At 37.1% G+C, this 21,517-nt stretch carries 20 protein-coding genes; 1 reads left to right on the plus strand and 19 read right to left on the minus strand.

The features are described 5' to 3' along the window. Window positions 1-10 precede the first annotated feature (10 nt). The 7 genes from NQ540_RS06535 to NQ540_RS06565 form a co-directional block, all read right to left on the minus strand. Window positions 11-331, minus strand: coding sequence for a PTS fructose transporter subunit IIB (locus NQ540_RS06535; protein WP_005606610.1), 321 nt, complete (start codon window positions 329-331; stop codon window positions 11-13). 12 nt (window positions 332-343) lie between these two features. Further along, window positions 344-793 (minus strand): fructose PTS transporter subunit IIA, encoded by a 450-nt coding sequence (locus tag NQ540_RS06540; protein ID WP_005606613.1) that lies wholly within the window; start codon window positions 791-793, stop codon window positions 344-346. Further along, window positions 790-2,676 carry a BglG family transcription antiterminator gene (locus NQ540_RS06545; protein ID WP_005606614.1) on the minus strand — a complete coding sequence of 629 codons (1,887 nt, stop codon included), beginning with the start codon at window positions 2,674-2,676 and terminating at the stop codon, window positions 790-792. The genes NQ540_RS06540 and NQ540_RS06545 overlap by 4 nt, the downstream gene beginning before the upstream one ends. A gap of 235 nt (window positions 2,677-2,911) precedes the next feature. Then, the gene (locus tag NQ540_RS06550; RefSeq protein ID WP_005606616.1) at window positions 2,912-4,279 is read right to left on the minus strand and encodes an MATE family efflux transporter; all 1,368 of its coding nucleotides are present in this window, start codon (window positions 4,277-4,279) and stop codon (window positions 2,912-2,914) included. Between the two features lie 94 nt (window positions 4,280-4,373). Continuing rightward, complete coding sequence (locus NQ540_RS06555; protein ID WP_005606618.1) at window positions 4,374-5,021, minus strand: HD domain-containing protein; 648 nt, start codon at window positions 5,019-5,021, stop codon at window positions 4,374-4,376. Then, window positions 5,018-6,001 (minus strand): Gfo/Idh/MocA family protein, encoded by a 984-nt coding sequence (locus NQ540_RS06560; protein WP_005606620.1) that lies wholly within the window; start codon window positions 5,999-6,001, stop codon window positions 5,018-5,020. The genes NQ540_RS06555 and NQ540_RS06560 overlap by 4 nt, the downstream gene beginning before the upstream one ends. Window positions 6,002-6,093: 92 nt before the next feature. After that, the gene (locus tag NQ540_RS06565) at window positions 6,094-6,825 is read right to left on the minus strand and encodes an alpha/beta hydrolase (RefSeq protein ID WP_005606622.1); all 732 of its coding nucleotides are present in this window, start codon (window positions 6,823-6,825) and stop codon (window positions 6,094-6,096) included. Between the two features lie 198 nt (window positions 6,826-7,023). Here NQ540_RS06565 and NQ540_RS06570 point away from each other — a divergent pair, with 198 nt between their 5' ends. Beyond that, entirely contained in the window at window positions 7,024-7,878 is an 855-nt protein-coding gene (locus tag NQ540_RS06570; RefSeq protein ID WP_005606623.1) for a VOC family protein, read from the plus strand. 48 nt (window positions 7,879-7,926) lie between these two features. Here NQ540_RS06570 and typA read toward each other — a convergent pair whose 3' ends face one another. From typA to NQ540_RS06630, 12 genes are all read right to left on the minus strand, one after another. Further along, the gene (typA, locus tag NQ540_RS06575; protein WP_005606625.1) at window positions 7,927-9,774 is read right to left on the minus strand and encodes a translational GTPase TypA; all 1,848 of its coding nucleotides are present in this window, start codon (window positions 9,772-9,774) and stop codon (window positions 7,927-7,929) included. 188 nt (window positions 9,775-9,962) lie between these two features. Continuing rightward, on the minus strand, window positions 9,963-12,617 hold the full coding sequence (polA, locus tag NQ540_RS06580; protein WP_005606627.1) for a DNA polymerase I: 2,655 nt from the start codon (window positions 12,615-12,617) through the stop codon (window positions 9,963-9,965). Between the two features lie 209 nt (window positions 12,618-12,826). Beyond that, window positions 12,827-13,327 carry a GNAT family N-acetyltransferase gene (locus tag NQ540_RS06585; RefSeq protein ID WP_039849079.1) on the minus strand — a complete coding sequence of 167 codons (501 nt, stop codon included), beginning with the start codon at window positions 13,325-13,327 and terminating at the stop codon, window positions 12,827-12,829. Window positions 13,328-13,469: 142 nt separating this feature from the next. Next, complete coding sequence (gene murC / locus NQ540_RS06590; protein ID WP_005606631.1) at window positions 13,470-14,801, minus strand: UDP-N-acetylmuramate--L-alanine ligase; 1,332 nt, start codon at window positions 14,799-14,801, stop codon at window positions 13,470-13,472. Between the two features lie 23 nt (window positions 14,802-14,824). After that, window positions 14,825-15,628 (minus strand): hypothetical protein, encoded by an 804-nt coding sequence (locus NQ540_RS06595; RefSeq protein WP_005606633.1) that lies wholly within the window; start codon window positions 15,626-15,628, stop codon window positions 14,825-14,827. Window positions 15,629-15,644: 16 nt separating this feature from the next. Next, window positions 15,645-16,271 (minus strand): YtpR family tRNA-binding protein, encoded by a 627-nt coding sequence (gene ytpR, locus NQ540_RS06600; RefSeq protein ID WP_005606635.1) that lies wholly within the window; start codon window positions 16,269-16,271, stop codon window positions 15,645-15,647. Window positions 16,272-16,290: 19 nt separating this feature from the next. Next, window positions 16,291-17,376 (minus strand): glutamyl aminopeptidase, encoded by a 1,086-nt coding sequence (gene pepA / locus NQ540_RS06605; protein WP_005606636.1) that lies wholly within the window; start codon window positions 17,374-17,376, stop codon window positions 16,291-16,293. Window positions 17,377-17,453: 77 nt separating this feature from the next. Next, window positions 17,454-17,780, minus strand: coding sequence for a PepSY domain-containing protein (locus NQ540_RS06610; RefSeq protein WP_005606638.1), 327 nt, complete (start codon window positions 17,778-17,780; stop codon window positions 17,454-17,456). A gap of 22 nt (window positions 17,781-17,802) precedes the next feature. Beyond that, the gene (gene trmB, locus NQ540_RS06615) at window positions 17,803-18,471 is read right to left on the minus strand and encodes a tRNA (guanosine(46)-N7)-methyltransferase TrmB (protein ID WP_005606640.1); all 669 of its coding nucleotides are present in this window, start codon (window positions 18,469-18,471) and stop codon (window positions 17,803-17,805) included. A gap of 14 nt (window positions 18,472-18,485) precedes the next feature. Beyond that, window positions 18,486-19,289 (minus strand): phosphotransferase family protein, encoded by an 804-nt coding sequence (locus NQ540_RS06620; protein WP_005606642.1) that lies wholly within the window; start codon window positions 19,287-19,289, stop codon window positions 18,486-18,488. Window positions 19,290-19,401: 112 nt separating this feature from the next. Then, complete coding sequence (locus NQ540_RS06625) at window positions 19,402-20,634, minus strand: ABC transporter permease (protein WP_005606645.1); 1,233 nt, start codon at window positions 20,632-20,634, stop codon at window positions 19,402-19,404. Beyond that, window positions 20,627-21,367 carry an ABC transporter ATP-binding protein gene (locus NQ540_RS06630; RefSeq protein ID WP_005606646.1) on the minus strand — a complete coding sequence of 247 codons (741 nt, stop codon included), beginning with the start codon at window positions 21,365-21,367 and terminating at the stop codon, window positions 20,627-20,629. Before NQ540_RS06630 ends, NQ540_RS06625 begins: the two co-directional genes overlap by 8 nt. Window positions 21,368-21,517 lie beyond the last annotated feature (150 nt).

A 21,517-nucleotide genomic window follows, 5' to 3' on the forward strand; every position in this document is an offset into this window, starting at 1 on the left:
TTTCAAAAAATCATTCTACTAATTTAATGGCTTCATCAATATATTTCTCTGGATGCTTAATCATTTCTCCAGGTTCTACGGTTAACACTCTTCCTAGTTCTTCTTTTTCTTCAAATCTTTCTTCGCCTTCGATACTAATTGCTACCGCTAAAATAACAACATCCGCCGCATCAATTTCTTCTTGCTCTAACTCTTGTTCTATTCCCATACCTCCTTGCGTCTCAACCTTAACCTCAAACCCTCTTTTCCGGCACTCTTTTTCAATTGCCTCTTGCGCCATATAAGTATGAGCAATGCCTGTCGGGCAAGCTGTCACACCAACTACTTTCATTTTGATTACCTCCTATAGTTTTATTGTTTTTAATTGATATAAAATTTCCTCTATTGAATCTAGCATTAATAGTTTTTCTCGAAATTCCTCATCCAGCAATTTTTTACTTAATTGAGAAATAAACTTAAGATGGAGCTGACTGCTTTCATTTGGTACACCAATCATAAATATTAATCGAACTTTGGAATCATCCTCTTCTCCCCACTGAAACTCACAAACATTTCGAGCAAAAGCAACAAATGGTTCTAAAACTGATTCAGACTTTCCATGAGGAATTGCAATTGAATATCCAATAGCAGTTGATACTTCTTCTTCTCGCTGGAGTACCGCTTGATAAAATTTATTATCGTCATTTAGTTTCCCACATACTAAAGCACGAGAAATTAAACTTCGGATTGCATCCTCCTTTCCTTTAAACTCTTGATTGATAATAATTAATCCCTGTTGAACTACTTCACTCATAACAAATCTCCTTCTTTTTCAAAAGTAATAAAAAATTCTTCCATTGATTTGCAGTTTCTTATCCTTCTTAATAGCTCTTTATCTTCCATAATGCTATAAATATTTTGGATAATCTTTTTCGTTTTCATTCTGTCTTCCTCACAGATACAGATAAAGAACACAATATCAACATAAAACTCATCCCATTTAATCTTTCTTTTTAAAGTGACAGGAAGAATAGTTGTTTTATAAACATCCTGCGGTTTTCCATGTGGTATAGCTATTCCAATAGGCAAATCTGTCCCACCTAAATTTTCACGAATTAAAATTCCATCTTTAAATTTTTCACTTACGAAACCTTCCTTAAAAAGAACATTCGAAGCTGCTTCTATAATTTCAACTTTACTTGTCCACTCTTTTTTCACACAATCTATCTCCTGATTAAAGATCCCTCCATAACGATTTGAAATGCCTTTTTGAACATTTTGATGTGACGATTCATTTTCATCCAATACCTCTCTAATCATTTGCAATTCATTCTTCGTTAAATATGGTGATACTTTAATCGTATTATGTTTGGCTCTATCTAAAGTAATGGTTGTCAGAATAAGCGAATACTCCTCTAAATCTTTCATTCTTTCAAATTGTTGTTTTGAAACTCTCTCAACTTTGGTGGTTGCTGGTAAATAATTTATCAATTTTCTAATAATCAATTCTGAAGTTGCAACTCCTAATTGACAAACTACCAACAACTTTTTGATTGTTCTGTTTTCCTCTATAAAGGTTTGAAAATAAATTGTTAAATAAGCAATTTCTTCATCATTAAACTGAACACTTAATAGAGATTCATATTTTTGTAGTACTATCCAGATTGTTTGGAAAACCACACCATACTCTTCTTTTATTTGATCCACAAAAGGATTTTCAATTTTTTGATGATTTCTTAATCGATAAAGCATGGAAAACATATGATTTTCTAGCATTGCCTTAATTCCACAATCGTTATTTATTGTTAGCTTCAATACTGAACACATGTCTAGTACTATTTGGTGTACTAACTGCTGTTCAATCACTTTACTCGCAGCAGGTTCAAAGCGGAAACTGATAAGCTTTCCTGCAAAATATTCTTTTTCAATTTCGTTAAAATCTATGTTCAAACGATCTGACACTTCATTTAATATGCGATTTACCGCCTCTTCACTCTCAATACCTGAAGGTTTACACTTTACAAATTCCCCACAATACATTCGATAAGTTTGTACAATTAAACTACTTAAGAGACTTTGTACATATACTTCAGAAACAAAATCCCAATTATTTTTTAAATAACTAATCAATACATCTTTACACGCAGCTACAACGTTTTCTGAATAATATTCTTCTAGTTTTCCTAACCAATCAGAATAAGTATTGTTAGACGTACACTGAGTAAACAACCAATGATTAAAACGTATATATGCTTCTCTCAATTGGCTTTCATCTCCATTTAAATAACTCCCTTTTGCAGAACTTTTTAAATCTATTCCTCCTAAAATTTTCTGAACCTTCTCAAGTTCTTTAGAAATTGAACTTTTACTTACAAATAAGAGTTCAGACAATCGGTTGTAACTGATGATTTTTTCACCAAATAATAAATTTTCCATTATTACTTGCAATCTTGATTTATCCGAATTAAGTTCGAATGTTTTTGACTCAAGATTCTTCTTATTCTCTATGGCAATGCCAATTCCTCGTTTACGTATTAATATCTTTTCTATCGAATTTAAGTCTTCTTCCATCGACTTCAATTCTGAATGTACAGTTCTCTTTGAAACGCCAGTGCTTTGGGCTATTTCCTCTGCTGTTAAGTAACGCTTGCTTTCTTCTAATAATGATAATATTCGGGATTGTCTTTTGCTTAGCATAAAAACTCCTTTCTATTAAAGCGCTATCATTTATTTGCACTTTAATTATAAATCTCGACATTATTCTTGAATATTACATGTTGTTGCAACAAGTTTTCGTACTTTTACAACAACATGTTGCAAAATAGACTTTATTCTTGTATTTTACCGTTTATTTATGAATAGCGATTGTGAATCGGTCGAATTTTTGTCAAAGAAAAAGACTATGTAAATTACATAGTCTTTTGTCTTTTAATTATGCAATTCGAATGTTTTTCCATCTCCCACTTCTAAATCGAAGTAGAATAATCATATCTCGAATAAATTGATCTATAAATACTGCATACCATGCACCAGCAAGTCCCCATTCAAAGAAATTTACAAATACATATCCTAAACTTAATCGAATCACACATGAACCAATAAAAATAGCAATAAGTGGCCACACTGTATCTCCTGCCCCGCGCAAGGCTCCAGAAGTAATTAGTTGATGACTTTGGAATGGTTGAACAAATGCAACAATAGATAAAGCAATCACTGTATTTTGAATAATTTCTATATTATCCGTATACATTCCCGCTAACAAGGTTGCACCAAAATAAATCGAAGCAGACATCATAATCGCTAAAGCCAGACCAATTCGCTGACACATTTTTGTGTAACGCTCTGCCAATTTTTCATTCTTAGCCCCAAGCGATTGTCCCATTAATGACGACGCTGTAATTCCGAAAGCTTGCGCCGGAGAGTAGGATAGAGAAAGTACATTAAGGGCAATTTGGTGCGCCGCATATACATTGTTTCCTAACCCAGAAACAATCTTCAAAAACATGATAACCCCAAAACGAAGCGCCATTTGTTCTAATGCTGTCGGGATTCCGATACGCACTAAATCGCGCATCACATTGATGTTAAACTTAAATTTTTCTTTAAAATCCAGTTTCAAGACACTCTTTCCTGACAAGATATAACGGATGTTTAATCCCATCGCAATCAGATTAGATAATGCTGTAGAGATTGCCGCCCCAGTAACACCTAAGGCCGGGAATCCAAACAGTCCATAAATCAAAATGGCATTTCCTAGAACATTACAACTGTTGGCGATAATGTTATTCTTCATTGGAATTTTAGTTTCACCAATTCCTCGTAGCGCCGCGGTTACAGTGAACGATAGTGATTGAAAAATAAACCCAATCGTAACAATCCTAAAGTAGTTCAATCCGACATTAATAACGTTCTCGTCTGCACCCATCAGTCCTAAAATCTCTGGCGCGAAAATCAACATTAAGATCGCTGCGGGCGTCACACAAAACACCATTGCAAGTATCATTACATGCTTCAAGATACTTCCCATTCGGTTATATTTCTTCGCCCCAAAATACCTAGCAATAATTGCAGTTCCTCCGACGTTCAACGCTTGAATCAAACTTAAACCAAGAAACATCGGCTGGTTTGTCATCCCAACTGCAGAAACGGCTGCAGCAGTGTCTCCAGGCACCTTCCCAACCATCATCATGTCGACCATTCCAAAAAGCGCTCCAAGAAGTACTTCCACAAATACTGGCCATACAATGACAAATATATTTTTTCTAAGTTCTTTATTGGTTAGTTGTTGCTCTACTTCCACGCAACCAATCCTCTCACTTTAAAATGTAGTTACTATTTTACACCTATTTTTCCTTCAAAACAAATAAGCGACAAAAATTTGTCGCTTACATCTTTTATCGTTTTCCATCCCATTCAGCATAAAATTGCTCTAAGTACGTTTCTAAAAATTCATGCCGCCCTTTTGCCAATTCATTACCATATTTGGTATTCATCAAATCTTTTAACTTCAATAGTTTTTCATAGAAGTGCATGATAGCTGTAGATTCACCGTTTCTGTACTCTTCAGGCGTCAACTCCTCTCGCGGCTTCATTTCCGGATTGTGGATTGGTCTTCCTGTACTTCCAGAGTAACACATCACTCTGGCAATTCCGATGGCACCAATGGCATCTAATCGGTCAGCGTCTTGCACCACTTTTCCTTCAAGAGAAAGTTCTTGTTGTTCCTTATGATTCTTAAACGACATTCTCGTAATGATGGACTCAATGACTTCAACTTGTTCAGGAGTCACTTCAATAGAAATTAGAAATTCTTTCAATCCCTTCAACGCAACTATAGGATCTTTGACAATCTTATCATCGATAACATCATGGAGTAGCGCTGCAGCTTCACAAATAAATAAGTCTGCTCCTTCAGCTTTCGCAATCGTCTTTGCCGTATTGACGACGCGTTTAATATGCGACCAATCGTGCCCTGTTGTATCTGCACTAAGCACTCTTTTTGCATACTGTTCCATTCGTTTTAATTGTTCTTGTTGCTTCATGCTTCCTCTTCCTCTGGATACTTGATCCCCCATTCACGGCGCAAATCGGTCATGATTTTCATCACATCGACCGTATATTCAAGATGCATGTGGTCTACTCCTGTATTAATGGTTGACTCCATATCTAGCACTTCATAAGCTAAGGCATCCAATCCCAATTCATCTTCAAAGGTTTCAACGTGTCCATCTTCTGTATACGTAATCGTTGCTTTATGCGCGCGTGGGTAATCAACAATCTCAATATACCCTTTGTCATAGGCAATGACTCCACGTTTTGGCTGTTTAGCGTGGAGCGTCATCGTAACAGTCGCCATTTCTCCTGCATCATTTGTCAACACGATACCTGCTTGTTCATCCACACCTGTTGGCGCTAATTTAACTTGAGAAACCATTGAACTTGGCGCCTCGCTCATGAAGTAGCGAATGCAAGACAAGGCGTATACTCCAATATCCAGTAATGCGCCTCCTGCAAGATTGCGATTAAAAAATCGATTCGTCATATCATAATCTTTATAGCTTCCGAAGTTCATTTGAATCATACGAAGTTCCCCAAGATTCTCAGCTGCTTTACTTAATTGTTTATAGACTGGCATATGGTAAAGCGTCATCGCTTCAGCCAAAACAACATTATTTTTTTTAGCGAGTTGCAATGCTTCTTCTAACTCTTCACTGTTTAACGTAATGGCCTTTTCGCATATCACATGCTTTCCAGCAGCCAATGCCTTTTTTAGATAGTGAATATGCGTGTTATGCGGAGTAGAAATATAAATAATATCCACTGCCGGATCTGTAAATACCTCATCAATCTCGTTATATACTTTTTCAATGCCATATTTTTCTGCAAATTTCACAGCATTGGCATACGTGCGGTTAGCAACCCCGTATAGTTTTCCGTTCAATGATTCTAGTGCTACCGCTAGTTCATTGGCAATCACACCAGTTCCGATAGTGACCCAATTCTTTGTTACTTTTTGTTGCATACACTCTACCTCCAAAATTCATTACATTAATGATAACTGCCAAGGTGTGAAAACTCAACTCTATTGTAAAAAAAGCTAGACCGAAGCCTAGCTTAATGAGATACAATAAATTGCTTAATCAGTTGAACTAATTGTTTTTGTTGTTCTTCGGCACTCATCGTAGCTGTACCATCGCCGTTTTGCTGACCATATAGTCCAAAACCACTATGATTCCCACCCTCAATCTTTGTATAGAGTGTAGACTCTGGCAAACGTGACTTCGCATCTTCATATTTTTCTTGTTTCAATATTTTATCATTCGAAGCCGTAATCGATAATACAGGAATTTGAGTGTCGCTAATATCCGTACTTTGATCTGGATAACTTGCTAGTAAAATTAATCCGGCGACTTTATTCATCTCTTTTAGCTGTTTCGCTTCAACTGTCGACACAACTCCACCAAGAGAATGTCCCCCAATAAACACTTTATCCAAATGCTCTTCTTTTACAATGGTTGCCATTGTTCCATTATCTAATACTGGTAAATTCAATTTAGAGGAGATAATGTATACTTCTATTTCTTCTTTAGCAAGCCCGTCTGCTAATTTCGCATAAGCCTGCGGTTCAACTAAGGCACCTGTATAAAATAAAAGCGTCCCTTTTTTCTCTCCTGTTACTTCGAAATGAGTCCAGTTATTTTTTTGTTCAAATGCGGCGATATTCCATGTCTCTTGTGCCTCAGGTGTTGCTCGATACGTAAACATTTGAATCAGCCCAAGTGCTAATAAAATAAATGCAAACAGGACTCCAAAAACTCCGTACATGATTTTTCTTTGTTTTGTCATCTGTCATCTCTTCTCTCTATAAACCTACTACTATAAGGATACTACAACAATATATAAAAACACAATACGCCTAATACAAGTTATACCGTATACGGTATAACTTAACTTTTTTTATTGAAATTTTCATGAGCAAGTTAATTGTCATTTTAATATTAAAGTGTATACTAGACTCATATAAATAAGAAAGAAGGAATCAATATGTATCCACTATATAATAGCCAAATTCAACTTAACGAAGTAGCTCTAAATGTGAATCATCTATTACAAGAAACTGAATTTTATACAAAAGGGCTTGGCCTCCAAATCTTAAGTCAGTCTGACAACGAAGTATTATTAGGCGTTGGAACAACTACTCTCGTTCGTCTGATTCAAACCAATATCGATAAAGGTGTTAAGGAAAGTTATGGTCTATACCACTTAGCTATTCATCTTCCAACTCGTGAAGCGCTTGGTGACTTCTTAAGACACGCCGTTCATACGTCTCTTCCACTTATTGGGGCATCAGACCATGGTTATAGCGAAGCGATTTATCTTGAAGATTTCGAGGGGAATGGAATTGAAGTATACCACGATAAACCAGTAAGCGTCTGGGATATTCGTGAAGATGGAAGAATTATTGGTGTCACTGAGGAAATGGCTGGCCAAGAAATCTATGAACTCGGTCATGACACTATTCCTTATCAAATGCCCGAAGGAACACGCATGGGACACGTCCATCTATCTGCCAAAAATTCAAAAGAATCAATGGAATACTTAACTACTCTCCTTCCAGTAGAAGATAAATTCTCAGTTCCTTCAGGAAGTTGGATTGCTTCTGGTGATTATCACCATCATCTTGCGGTCAACCAATGGGGAGGACCTCATCTTGATGTTCGCGTCAAAAATATTCCAGGGCTTGCATATTATACGGTTGAAACAAACGACGCTTCAGTGTTTAAAGAGATTCTTCAAAAAGCAACGGTTCTTGCTACTACTGTTGAAAAGCGTGGCGAAAAAGAAGTCGATATTACCGACAACCACGGTATTACAGTTCGCGTTACATTAAATAACTAAAGATATACAAAAAGGTGGATGCAATGCATCCACCTTTTACAATTCAGATTAGTTTTCTGATTCAGCTTGTTTTTTACGTTTATTGGCTTTTTCACGTTCACCTTTATTTAGAATTTGTTTTCTTAAACGAATGGTTTCTGGAGTAATTTCGCAGTACTCATCGTCTGACAAGAATTCTAATGACTCTTCAAGAGATAATTTCTTAGGCGTCTTGATGACTGAAGTTTGGTCTTTCGTAGCTGAACGAATATTTGTTTGTTGTTTTGCTTTCGTAATGTTAACCGCTAAGTCGTTTTCACGAGAGTGTTCCCCAACAATCATTCCTTCGTAAATTTCAGTACCTGGTTCAGTGAAAATCACACCACGTTCTTCAACACCCATAATACCGTAAGTCGTTGCTTTACCTGTATCTGTTGAAACAAGTGCCCCATTACGACGTCCGCCAATGCTTGTTGGAATGTATGGTAAGTATTGATCGAATGTGTGATTCATAATTCCGTAACCACGTGTCATTGATAAGAATTCAGTTGTATATCCTAATAATCCACGTGCTGGAACTAAGAAGACGATACGAACTTGTCCGTTATCATTATGTTGCATATCCTGCATTTCACCTTTACGGTTACTTAATGATTCGATGATTGAACCCATGTATTCTTCAGGAGTATCGATTTGTACACGTTCAAATGGTTCACATTTCACGCCATCGATTTCTTTAATAATTACTTCCGGACGAGATACTTGTAATTCGTATCCTTCACGACGCATGTTTTCGATTAAGATTGATAAGTGTAATTCTCCACGACCTGATACAATCCATGCATCTGGTGAATCAGTTGGTTCTACTTTTAGTGATACGTCTGTGTGTAATTCACGCATTAAACGTTCTTCAATCTTACGTGCGGTTACAAATTTCCCTTCTCGACCCGCAAATGGTGAGTTGTTTGTCAAGAATGTCATTTGTAATGTTGGTTCGTCAATGTGTAATACTGGTAAGCTTTCATGTGAATCTACTGGAGTTACTGTTTCTCCGACGAAGATATCTTCCATACCAGATACAGCGATTAAGTCCCCTGCTTTTGCTTCATTGATTTCTAAACGATTTAATCCGAAGAAACCAAATAATTTAGTAACACGGAAGTTTTTCTTTGTTCCGTCTAATTTTAATAACGTTACTTGGTCCCCAACTTTAATTGTTCCACGGAATACACGACCGATACCGATACGTCCAACGTAGTCATTATAGTCTAATAAGGATACTTGGAATTGTAATGGTTCATCTGAGTTGTCCACTGGAGCTGGGATATGCTCGATAATTGTATCGAATAAGTAATCCATTGTTTTTTCTTGGTCAGCTGGGTTGTCTGATAAACTTGAAGTTCCGTTTAATGCTGAAGCATAAACAACTGGGAATTCTAATTGATCATCATCTGCTCCTAATTCGATGAATAATTCTAATACTTCATCAACTACTTCTTCTGGACGAGCAGCGTCACGGTCGATTTTGTTTACTACAACGATTGGTGTTAAATGTTGTTCTAATGCTTTTTTCAATACGAAACGTGTTTGAGGCATTGTACCTTCATACGCATCCACTACAAGAACTACACCGTCTACCATTTTCATGATACGTTCTACTTCGCCACCGAAGTCCGCGTGCCCTGGTGTATCCATGATATTGATACGAGTTCCTTTATATTGAACGGCTGTATTTTTCGCTAAAATAGTAATACCACGTTCGCGTTCGATATCGTTTGAGTCCATCGCACGTTCTGATAATTCTGTTCGTGCATCTAATGTATCTGATTGTTTTAATAATTCATCCACAAGTGTAGTTTTCCCGTGGTCAACGTGGGCGATAATAGCAATATTGCGAATATCATTTCTTAATTTCATGTATTTCCTCCATTGATTGACAAAATGAAAGTGATGGAATCTGAACGCTAAAAGAGCCCTTCCATCACCTTAACTTCTTCTCTTAACTCAAAAAGTATACTACAAAAACGCTATAAACTCAAAAGATAAAACACAATGGACATCCCTAACTTACATTTGTTAAGATGAGATGCCCATAATATTTTTAGTTATTTGGCTTCAAACCAGTTGTCCCCTACATTGCTATCTGCTCGTAGTGGAACCTTCAAGCTCACGGCATTTTCCATGACTCCTTCTACTAGGCTTTGAAGGCTTTCTAATTCGTCTTGTGGCACTTCGAAAATCAACTCATCGTGCACTTGTAATAATAGGTTTGCTTTAAATTTACGTTCTCTCATTTCACGGTCTAATTCAATCATCGCCATTTTCAAGATATCTGCGGCGCTTCCCTGAATTGGTGAGTTCATCGCTGTACGTTCTGCGAATGAACGTAAATTAAAGTTACTTGAATGAATATCTGGCAGGTAGCGACGACGGTGGAATAAGGTTTCTACATAATCTTTCTCACGCGCTTCTTTCACAATAGATTCCATGAAGTCTTTTACCCCTTGGAACTCTTCCAAGTAACGGTCGATAAATTCTTTGGCTCTCTTACGGGAAATATTCAAGTTTTGAGACAAGCCATAATCACTAATTCCATACACGATTCCAAAGTTTACGGCTTTGGCTTGGCGACGCATTTCACTGGTCACATCGTCTGGATTTGAAATGCCAAATACACGCATTGCTGTATTAGTATGGATGTCTACATTATTCTTGAAGGCTTCTATCATATGTTTATCGCCAGCAATATGCGCCAAAACACGTAATTCAATTTGCGAATAGTCACTTGAGAGAATCTTCCAATCGTCATGTTCTGGCAAGAACGCGTAGCGGATACGACGACCTTCTTTTGTACGAATCGGAATATTTTGTAAGTTTGGATCCACTGAGCTAAGACGACCTGTTTGTGTTAAGTTTTGGATGAATCGTGTATGAATTTTACCATCTTCTTGAATATACGCTTGTAGACCTTCTACATATGTTGAATTTAATTTGGCTAATTGACGATATTCTAAAATTAATTCTACGATTGGAGCTTGGTGTGCCAATTTTTCCAAAACATCTACCGCTGTTGAATAGCCAGTCTTCGTCTTCTTGATGACTGGTAAGCCCATCTTTTCAAATAAGATAACGCCTAGTTGTTTGGTCGAATTGATATTAAACTCTTCACCAGCTAGCTCGTAAATTTCTTGCTCAATCTCTTTAAGACGTTCTTCAAATTCAACGCCCATCTCAACCAAACGCTCTCTATCGACACGAATTCCTTGAATTTCCATGCGTGCTAAAATATCACTCAATGGTAATTCCATTTCCCAATAGAGATGTGTTTGTTCATTTTCTTCGAGTCGTTTCAATAGTTTTTCAGGAGCCTTAGCAATTGTAAAAACTTTTGCTGCTAAATGCTGATTCCAAACCTCTTTATCTTCAGGAATTTGTATTTTAACGCCTTTTCCGTAGACTGCTTCGTCACTGGAAAGAATCGTCACATCGACACGACGGGCCACATCACTAATTTCTTTCACGATATCATTTGTATCCACTAGATATGCTAGAAGGGACACATCATATTTGGCACCTTTTAAGTCGAAGCCGAAGCGGTGAGCCAATACTTTTGCAGCTTTTGTATCAAATAAATGTTTCTCAACAGACGCATCCGAAAGCCATTTCTTAAAGACTTCTGAAGCAACTGCCGTATCTAAATCGGTCACAAAGACATTCTTTTCATTTCCGAAGGCAACAGCAATCACTTCTGCCACATGATAATTCGCTTCAAGGGTCTCAAAATGCACACTTGTCGCACTTTTAAGCATGTTATCAGAAATCTGCGCCACACGTTTGACGGTTGGACGCTCGGCTTTAGGTGCTTCTTCTACAGTCGCACCGCCTGAATTTAATAGGTCTGATTGGAAAGAATTGAAGTTCATTTCCTTATAGAACGACATCAATGCATCCACATCTTGTTCCTTGCGAAGTGTATCTTCCAATGTAATTTCGATTGGCGACTCTACATTAATGCGCGCTAGTTTCTTACTTAAAAAAGCCAACTCTTTATCATTGATTAAGTTTTCTTTCAACTTACTCTTTTTCATTTCATCGACATGTTCATAAATGCCTTCTACACTTCCAAATTCTTGAAGAAGCTTCACGGCTGTCTTTTCACCGACTTTTGTAACTCCAGGATAGTTGTCGGAAGAGTCTCCCATTAATCCCTTCATGTCGATAATTTGTTCAGGTGTTAATCCATATTTTTCGAAAATCACTTCAGGAGTATATTCGACCAGTTCAGTTACTCCCTTTGTCGTTATTTTCACAGTGATATTATTGTCTGCAAGCTGAATTAAGTCTTTATCTCCTGAAAGAACCACGACTTCATATCCTGCTTCTTCCCCTTTTCTTGCAAGAGTGCCGATTATATCATCCGCTTCATATTGATTTAATCGATAATGAGGAATTCCCCATGCATCTAAAAGCACATTAAAATAAGGCATCTGTTCAATAAATTCCCCTGGAGTTTTCGAACGTCCTCCTTTATAATCTGCATACATTTCTGTACGGAAAGTTGTCTTTCCAGCATCCCATGCTACAAGTACATGTGTAGGTTTTTCAGAGTCTAAAATGGACTTAAACATACGGTGAAATGAATAGAGTGCGTTTGTATGTAAGCCGTTGGAATTTTTAAAACGATTTAAATCTAAAATTGAGAAAAATGCGCGGAATGCTAAGCTACTTCCGTCTACAAGTAATAATTTTTGTTTTGCCATAATATGCCTCCTAATAAGTCATTACCAGTGTAACAAATAAACAAACTTGTGAACACTAAAAAGAGCTTTTTGATGATAACCGTAAATAGAGTTGAAAGGTGAATCCCGTTATGAACCCTTTAGTTTTAAATATTTACCGTGATAAACAAAAAAACAGTAAATCATATAATCTACTGTTTTTGGTAAGAATATATTTCATCTGAAACTGTTTATAATGTTTTTTCTAAAACGACAGCTTTTCCATGTTCGTTCTCTCTTTCAATTCCAGTTTCTGTAAAACCACATTTTTCCCAAAATCTTTTACTTTGAGGATTTCCTTTCATATAAGCAAGCCTTACTTTAGTAAATCCTTCTTCTCTAAAGGCTGTTAAAACCTCATTAATAATAAGGCTTCCTTTTCCTTGTCCCGACTCTTTACAATCCATCATAAAAAGTCCAATATAGATAGTTTCTTTTATCGGAAAAGATACAATGAAATCCATAATAGCAACTAATCTATTTTCCTTAAAAAAGCCTATGTAAAATTTATCATCTATGTTTTTACCTTCTGGAAGAGCTTTTAAATCATTTAATACAGATTGTTTACTAGGTTTTGGCGGACAATAATTAAAATACAATTGATTGCCATTTTCTAAATCCAAAATAAGAGGTACATCATTCCTCCCCATCCTTCTAATGTTGTAAACTGTAGATAATTTACTTAAATCCATCTTAATACCTCCTGGAATCCTCTTCTATTTAAATTTTATCTTTCTTATAAATATCAAATCTCTTTAATAAAAATAGACATTCATACTTTTCTACTGATTGTTTATAAAAAAAGCCTGACTTTCGCCAAGCTTTTTGGTTCATTTAGTTTTGTGTTGGAGAAGTATTCGATAATAGTTTCTCATATGCAAATTCATATTTTTGTACATCTCCTGCTCCCATAAAGACAATCACAGCATCTTTATAGGATAGAAGTGGAGATACATTTTCAAGTGGTAATACTTTCGCTCCACCTTTTACTAATTTTGCTAAATCTTCAATAGAAACATCACCGGCTTCTTCACGAACAGATGCAAATATTTCACATAGGTAAACGTGGTCTGCTAGAGATAATACTGAAGCAAACTCCTCTAAAAGCGCGATTGTTCTCGTAAAAGTATGAGGTTGGAAGACAGCTACTACTTCTTTATCAGGATACTTTTGTCGAGCCGCATCTAATGTAGCACGAATCTCAGATGGGTGGTGTGCATAGTCATCAATAACAGTTACGCCATTAATAACTTTTTCAGAAAAGCGACGTTTTACGCCACTAAATGTTCGAAACTGCTGAGCTAGTTCATTTGGATCTAATTGATTTAAATAGTAGAAAGCGATAATTGCAAGTGCATTTAAGATGTTATGGTCTCCGTATGTAGGAATATAAAAATGACCATATAATTCACCGTGAATATAAGCATCAAAATAACTTCCTGCTTTCTCTTTGCGGATGTTTTTAGCAATTACATCATTATGTTCACCAACACCATAATAGGTTACAGGAACAATAGCCTCTAGTGTACGAAGTCTTTCATCATCACCACAAGCAATAATTCCTTTTTTCACTTGTTTACCAAAGGCTTCAAAGGCACTTTGTACATCATCGATATCCGTATAATAATCTGGGTGGTCAAAATCGATATTCGTCATAATAGCGTAATCTGGTCGATAAGCCATAAAATGACGTTTATATTCACAAGCTTCTAATACGAAGTGTTCTGAACTTTCAACTCCTTTACCAGTTCCATCTCCAATAAGATAACTTGTTGGTTCCATTCCACTTAATACGTGGGCTAACAAACCTGTTGTGCTCGTTTTTCCGTGAGAACCTGTAATCGCAACACTCTTATAATTTTTCAACAATTCACCTAAAAATTTATGGTATCGAATGACTTCTATTCCTTTTTCGCGAGCGGCAACTAATTCTTCGTGGCTATCTGGAAATGCATTACCTGCAATCACAATTTGTCCTTCTTTAATATTAGAGGCACTAAAAGGTAGTAAAGGAATCCCCGCTTCTTCAAGTCCTCTTTGCGTGAAGAAATACTCTTCTAAATCAGAGCCTTGCACTTTATATCCTTCACCATGCAGAACTAACGCTAGTGCGCTCATTCCGGAGCCTTTAATTCCTGTAAAATGATAAATCTTGCTTTTATCCATTCTATCTCCTCACTTTTCTACTACTATTTTTTGGGATAACCATAAGGTAAATGGCGTCCCTGCTGTTCTTGTTCCATAATCATCGATAATGATTTTTTCATCGCTCGTCTTTGTTTTCCCGTTAGTGGTTTTTCCGGCGCTTTTCGTCTTTCAACTTTTGTCTCCGGTAACCCTTCTAATAAGGACTCTTGCACAACTTCAACATCAGATTCTTGTTTGCGTTTAAAGGCTGGAACATAGCCCTTTGTTGCGAAAACTTGGCTTTGTACCGGCTTCTCATGAGAGGTACCATTGTACTCCTTCAAGCGTTTCTCAATGGTATCTTCTTGTTCCTCAACAGATACCAATAAGGATTCTTCCTTTTCGAATAAAATCAAGTCCGTGCTATTTGGTAATAACTCTCTTTCTAATTCACGATAAGAAACTTTTGGTGTCTCCTCTTGTTCTAAACCTCTTGTACTTGAAGGTACCGTACTTGGTTTAAAAGGTTTGCGTTGATTCGTATTCAAATAAGAAGTCCAATCCACACGCGGTTTATATTTTTGATGACCTTCCGTCGCTTTTTCCTTAAATGAACGAAATTGAGCTGGTAATTGATGCTCCTCTTTTTCATTCGATTGAAAAAGTGCTGCATCAGGTCTCTCATCAAATGGTAAGGATTCATGTGGAGTCTCATCTTTTCTAGTTGCATCAACTCGCGTCATTTCGTCGACGACTTGATCTTCAAAAGTTTGACCTTGCTTCAAGTAGTTTGGAAAATTAGACTTTTCACGTCTTGATTGCAAAGAAGCGAATGAATCGTTTTTCTCCTTAAATGGTTCATTCATGACTCCGTATCCTCCTTTATTGTAAGTTTAATGATTTAAATGGCGTCCCTACTGGAGTCGCATCATCTAATACTAAGATTCCTTTTTTCGCTGGTGCATTTTCTAATCCTAATTCACGTGCTGAGCAAAGCATTCCGTGACTAGCCACTCCGCGTAATTCTCCAGCCCAAATGATGGCACCGCTTGGCATTACTGTACCAGGTTTTGCAACGACTACTTTTTGACCTGCTTTTACGTTAGGTGCTCCGCAGACGATTTGTAACACTTCAGAGTCACTTACTCGTGTCATTGTTACATGTAGGTGGTCTGAATCTTCATGATCTACGCAACTTTCAACGTATCCAACTACAAGTGCATCTTCCGGTGTTAAATCTAAAGTTGAAACATCAAACCCAGCTTTTTCAATCAATCCTTTTACAACTTCTTGTTGCTCAGGAGCTAAGATTTGTTGTCCATCTTCTTCAAATGAAATCACTTCAGAAATCTTTTCAATATTATAGCCTAGAACTTCTTTTGACTCACGAACAAAGACTTGAGTCACATTTCCTTTTTTCTCGTATTCGACGTCGTAACGGCTTGCTATTCCGCTTGTTAATAATAACGTATCGCCGATTCCCTTTTTATTATAAAAACTTAACCACATATATTGTACCTCTTTAATCTTAATTTGTTCTTCCGTCTAAAATAGTGTTCACTGTGCTACGGTCTAACGCACGAATTGTTTGGATGACCATTTCGCGTGCTGCTTCGTAGTCCTTAATTGAGAACATTGTTTGGTGAGTATGAATATAACGAGCACATACACCGATAACCGCACTTGGAACCCCTTGATTCATTAAGTGTGCTTTACCAGCATCTGTTCCACCTTGTGAAACAAAGTATTGGAACGGAATATTATGTGTTAATGCAGTATCTTCTAAGAATTCTTTCATACGGGGAAGAGTCACCATCCCTGGGTCTAAAATACGTAATAAGAATCCTTGGTCTAAGTGCCCAAATGTTTCTTTTGAACCATTAATATCATCTGCTGCTGAGCAATCTACCGCAAAGAATAAATCAGGATTGAACTTTGTCACACTTGGACCAGTTCCACGTAATCCGACTTCTTCTTGCACGTTTGCTCCAGCGATTAATGTGTTTGGTAAAGTTTCATCTTTAACAGCTTTCAACGCTTCAAGAACTACTGTACATCCATATCGATTATCCCACGATTTAGAAATCATGCGTTTCTTATTCGCAGTCCAAATGGTTTCTACATCTGGAACAATTGTATCTCCAGGACGGCAGCCATATTCAAGGGCTTCTTCGTGTGAAGTGAATCCAGCGTCAAATAAAATATCAGTTACTTTCACAGCTGCTTGTTGGCCACCAGCTGCACGTAATAAGTGTGGTGGGATTGAAGATGAAATAATTGGATAGTCTCCATTACGAGTTAATAAAGTAAAACGTTGCGCTGAAACTACATATGGGTTCCATCCCCCTAAAGGACTTACTTTGAACATTCCGTTTGGAGTGATATTTGTTACCATGAAACCAACTTCGTCCATGTGTGCTGCAATCATAATGCGTGGTGCATCTTCTTCCTTGCTATCACGAACCCCAAAAATACCGCCTAGACCATCTTGTTCAATGCGGTCTACTAAAGGTGTTAATTCATTTCTCATGAATTCGCGAATACGGCCTTCGTGTCCACTAGTTCCTTTCATTTGTGTTAACGTTTTGATTAATTGTTCTGTTTTGGCTTCCATTGTATCCTCTTCTTTCCTACCTCTATAAAATATCTTATAAACGCGCCAAAAGCTGGAGGTCCTCCAGCTTTCTTTGATTATCCAATTTTGTATAAATCAATAACGGCTCCTGTTTTTGCATCTGCATAAAATTCGTATTGGACAAGTTCATCATCTTCCTTACGAGTAACTCCGCCATAATAAACTTCCCCATAAAATTCTGGACTATCCACGAATACAGGTTCCATCTCAATCCAAGAGCCTTCGATAGTACCTACTACTTGAAATAATTTGCGTACATTTTGAACAATAACATCTCCATTGACATTTCTACGTTCAAACCATTTGGAAGTGGCCCATGCACCGATAACGGCCCCCGCTGCTAGTAAAAAACTTGCACCTTTGAAACTATTTTTTGACCCCATACGAATCAGGCTCCTTTATATGTTATTTAGGTTGTTTAAAAACTATTCTCTCTTGTGGGAAAATCACTTCCACACGATAAATTGGATGACCTTTTGCTGAAAATTTCTCTTCGTATTCTGTCATCACATTTCCTGGAAATTCCACTTGATGTAAATCTAACCACACTTGTTTTAACACAAGCCCGAATTGTGAGAATGACGCTAAGCTGTATTCAAATAAGCCACGGTTATCTGTCTTAAAGTGTAATTCTCCAAATGGCGGTAATACTTTTTCATATCCAACTAAGAAACTTTCATGAGTCAAGCGACGTTTCGCATGACGTTTCTTTGGCCATGGATCTGAGAAGTTCAAGTAAATTTGATCTACTTCTCCATCTTCGAAGTAGTCCGTTACTTGTCCACCGTTCACATGTAATAATTGTAAGTTTGGAACATCTGCTAAAAGAGCTTTTTCAAGGGCGACTACAAGGACACTTTCTTGAATTTCAATTCCAATATAGTTAATGTTTGGGTTTTGACGAGCCATACCGCTCACGAATTGGCCTTTTCCTGAACCAATCTCAATATGGATTGGATTGTTATTGCCAAAACGTTCGTGCCATCTTCCCTTCCATTGCGCTGGATCTTGGATGACCATTTCTGGGTGAGCCGCTAAAGCATCTTTTGCCCAAGGTTTATTTCTTAATCTCACAGTCTAACTCCTGTCTAAGATTCTCTTGGTTTTCCGATACGATTATTGTAAATCGACTTCACCAAAAGAATTTTCTCATTCATTTCAAGGTATCGTCCCTCGAAGTGTGTTTTCTTAATGTAATTCAAGCAATTCATTAAAGCATACCATTCAATTCGCTGATAAATATTTGTAGAAAGCTGTAATCCATACATATCGAGCCATTCTCCCCATTGATGCACAGGGATATATTGCGTTAGTATCATTGTCAAATCAGAAACTGGATCAGCAAGCCGAACCATTTCCCAGTCTACAAGATAGAGCTTCTCGTCTTCAGATAACATAAAATTACGACGATCAAGATCTCCATGACAAACTGTCTTCCCAACTTCACTTACCAGTGGAATAGTTTCAATCAAATAATTCAATACTTCGTTTAAAAAACGATGTGTTTGTAATCCCGATTGTAAATTATTCAAATATTCATCAATAAATTTCTGTGTGCTATATTCTTCACCTTGAATTTGCTGTAACATTTGTAAAAGATTTGGGGACTGATGGATTTGTTGTAACAGCTCGATGACTTCGATGGACCCCATTTCTTCCTTAGTAAGGGATCTACCAGTTAACCATTCTTGAGCCGTAATGACATCCCCATTACCCGCACGTTTGGTCCATATTAACTTAGGAGTGATACCTTCACCCGATAACACCGCTAAAAATGGTGAGGCGTTCCTTTTTAGAAACACGCGTTCATGGTCTTTTACTCCCATATATGCTTGACCGGTGTCTCCACCAATTGGATGAAGATCCCATCCTGAGTCCATGTTATATTCCATTTATTCCATCCCTAACGACAAATTCTATTGATTTCTATAATAAATCTATTCTTTTATTTTATGGTTTTATCCCCATACAGTCAAGCTCTTGACCTACTTTGATATATATATTCTATATTTTTCTTCTTTTCTTTAATAATCGATAACGTAAATAAAATTGAGTGAATAAAATTCCGAAAACCGGATAAAAAATAATCCCTACTAAACCAATTACTTCACGCATTCCCATTACTGAAGAAATTCCAAGTACAATACCAGATGCGACCATCGTCCACATTAGGACTGATAAATTATCCTGAAGACGTGCGTTGTTATCTGCAAGAGAAGAAAAATGACTATTTTGCGTGTTGGCACTTTGGATAACACCAACGAGTTGGAATCCTAATAGCATCACAAGTAACGCATTGACGATAAAATTCCAATAATACTCTTGAGAAAATAATGCGACTACAAAACTAACAACCGCCAGTTGTAATAATAAACTCATATATTGACTCGTACGAACGACCGTACGACTCACTAAATAGCGGTGACCACTTGGATTCTTTCCAACAAGTACCTTCAATACAGCATCTAAATAAGAACGACGTTGGGCTTGAGGTTTATGAACCATTGGCACATCTACAAACAACGCATATAAACGATAAATTCGTTGCTGTCTTTCTAATTCCAATTCAATCATAGAATCGAAGCGGTATACAAAAGCCGCTTTCCCATAATAGTACTCGATAAAAATACTTAGAAGGATTGGAATCACTAATAATACAAATGACCACCCTTCAGAAATCCATAAAAACATTCCGAAGAAATTCGCTACTGCAATTAAGTAAATACCGAGTTTTTCTATCCATGTAAAATGAAGCACTCCACGATAAGCGTATTTCGTACAACGGAATAATAAATCTTTAAAGAGCACTTGTAAGAGGAATATCTTTGTGAACATACTCATATTCGTTCCAAAGGCTTGTGCTACGATTGGAAAGACAATTCCAGAGGAAGCCAGCATCACAAGTAGCGGAAGCGCCCAACTACGACGAATCGCTTTTTGTAAGTACGCCTTAAAGTCTTGCCCCACTACCGATAAAAAGATTCCATCGGCTGGTTCGAGCAACGTTGCTACACCGCCAAAGAATGGAACACTCGCTAGTAGAACTGCAAGTAACCCTAGTAAAGGCCATTCCAATACACGAATCGTTTGAATCCAATTCGAGTATTGCACCATGATAAAGCCAAATAAGAAAAATAAAACAATCAAGAAATGATCATTAAGCATATAGCGAATATACTTCATGCTTTTCTTTTGATATTTTCTTACGCGAGCCTCAAAAATTGTTGCACTATTCATGGGCATCGTCCCCTGTCGTTAATGCAAAGTAAATTTCCTCTAGAGAATTTTCTTCAATATTCGAAGTTGCTCGTAAGCCTTCGATATCGCCTTGCGCAATTACTTTTCCTTCGTGTAACACGATGAAACGATCACAATACTTCTCTGCCGTATCTAGTACGTGCGTCGACATTAAAATCGCTGCGCCTTTTTCTTTTTTCTCTTTTAAGACTTGAAGTAAGGTACGAATCCCTAGTGGATCAAGTCCTAAAAATGGTTCATCGACCACATAGACGGGCACGTCAAGCATTAATGCACAGACGATGAGCACTTTTTGCTTCATCCCTTTTGAAAAATACGCTGGGAACCAATCCAATTGCTTCGTTAAACGAAATGCTTCCACGAGTTCCATTGCATGGGCCATTGTTTCTTCGTTCATTTGGTTATATGAACGAGCCACAAATTCAATATGCTCTCTAAACGTCAATTCTTCATAAAGAACTGGACTTTCTGGAATGACCGCAATCGACTGACGGTAGCCTCGTTGGTTTTCGAGGATACTAAGCTTCTCCACTTCCACTCTTCCGCTAAAAGGGGTAAGTTGTCCAATAATCGTTTTAATCGTCGTACTCTTTCCGGCACCATTCAAACCGATAAGCCCACAAATTTCACCAGGATTTACATCAAAAGTGATGTCTGTAATGACAGGAACTTTTGTATATCCTGCAGTTACATTGTTTAATTGTAGTGACATATAATTTCTCCTATCTAACTATTCTCTTCATTATACCATAAAGCCAAAAAAGTGTGAAAGAACGCTATATAAATGCACTTTCTCAAATTCAGTAAACTATAATCGAGTGAATTCGTTCTAGGGACAAAATAACAAATCTCCGTTCTGCAA

The organism is Granulicatella adiacens ATCC 49175 (genome assembly GCF_025150565.1).
Lineage (GTDB): Bacteria > Bacillota > Bacilli > Lactobacillales > Aerococcaceae > Granulicatella > Granulicatella adiacens.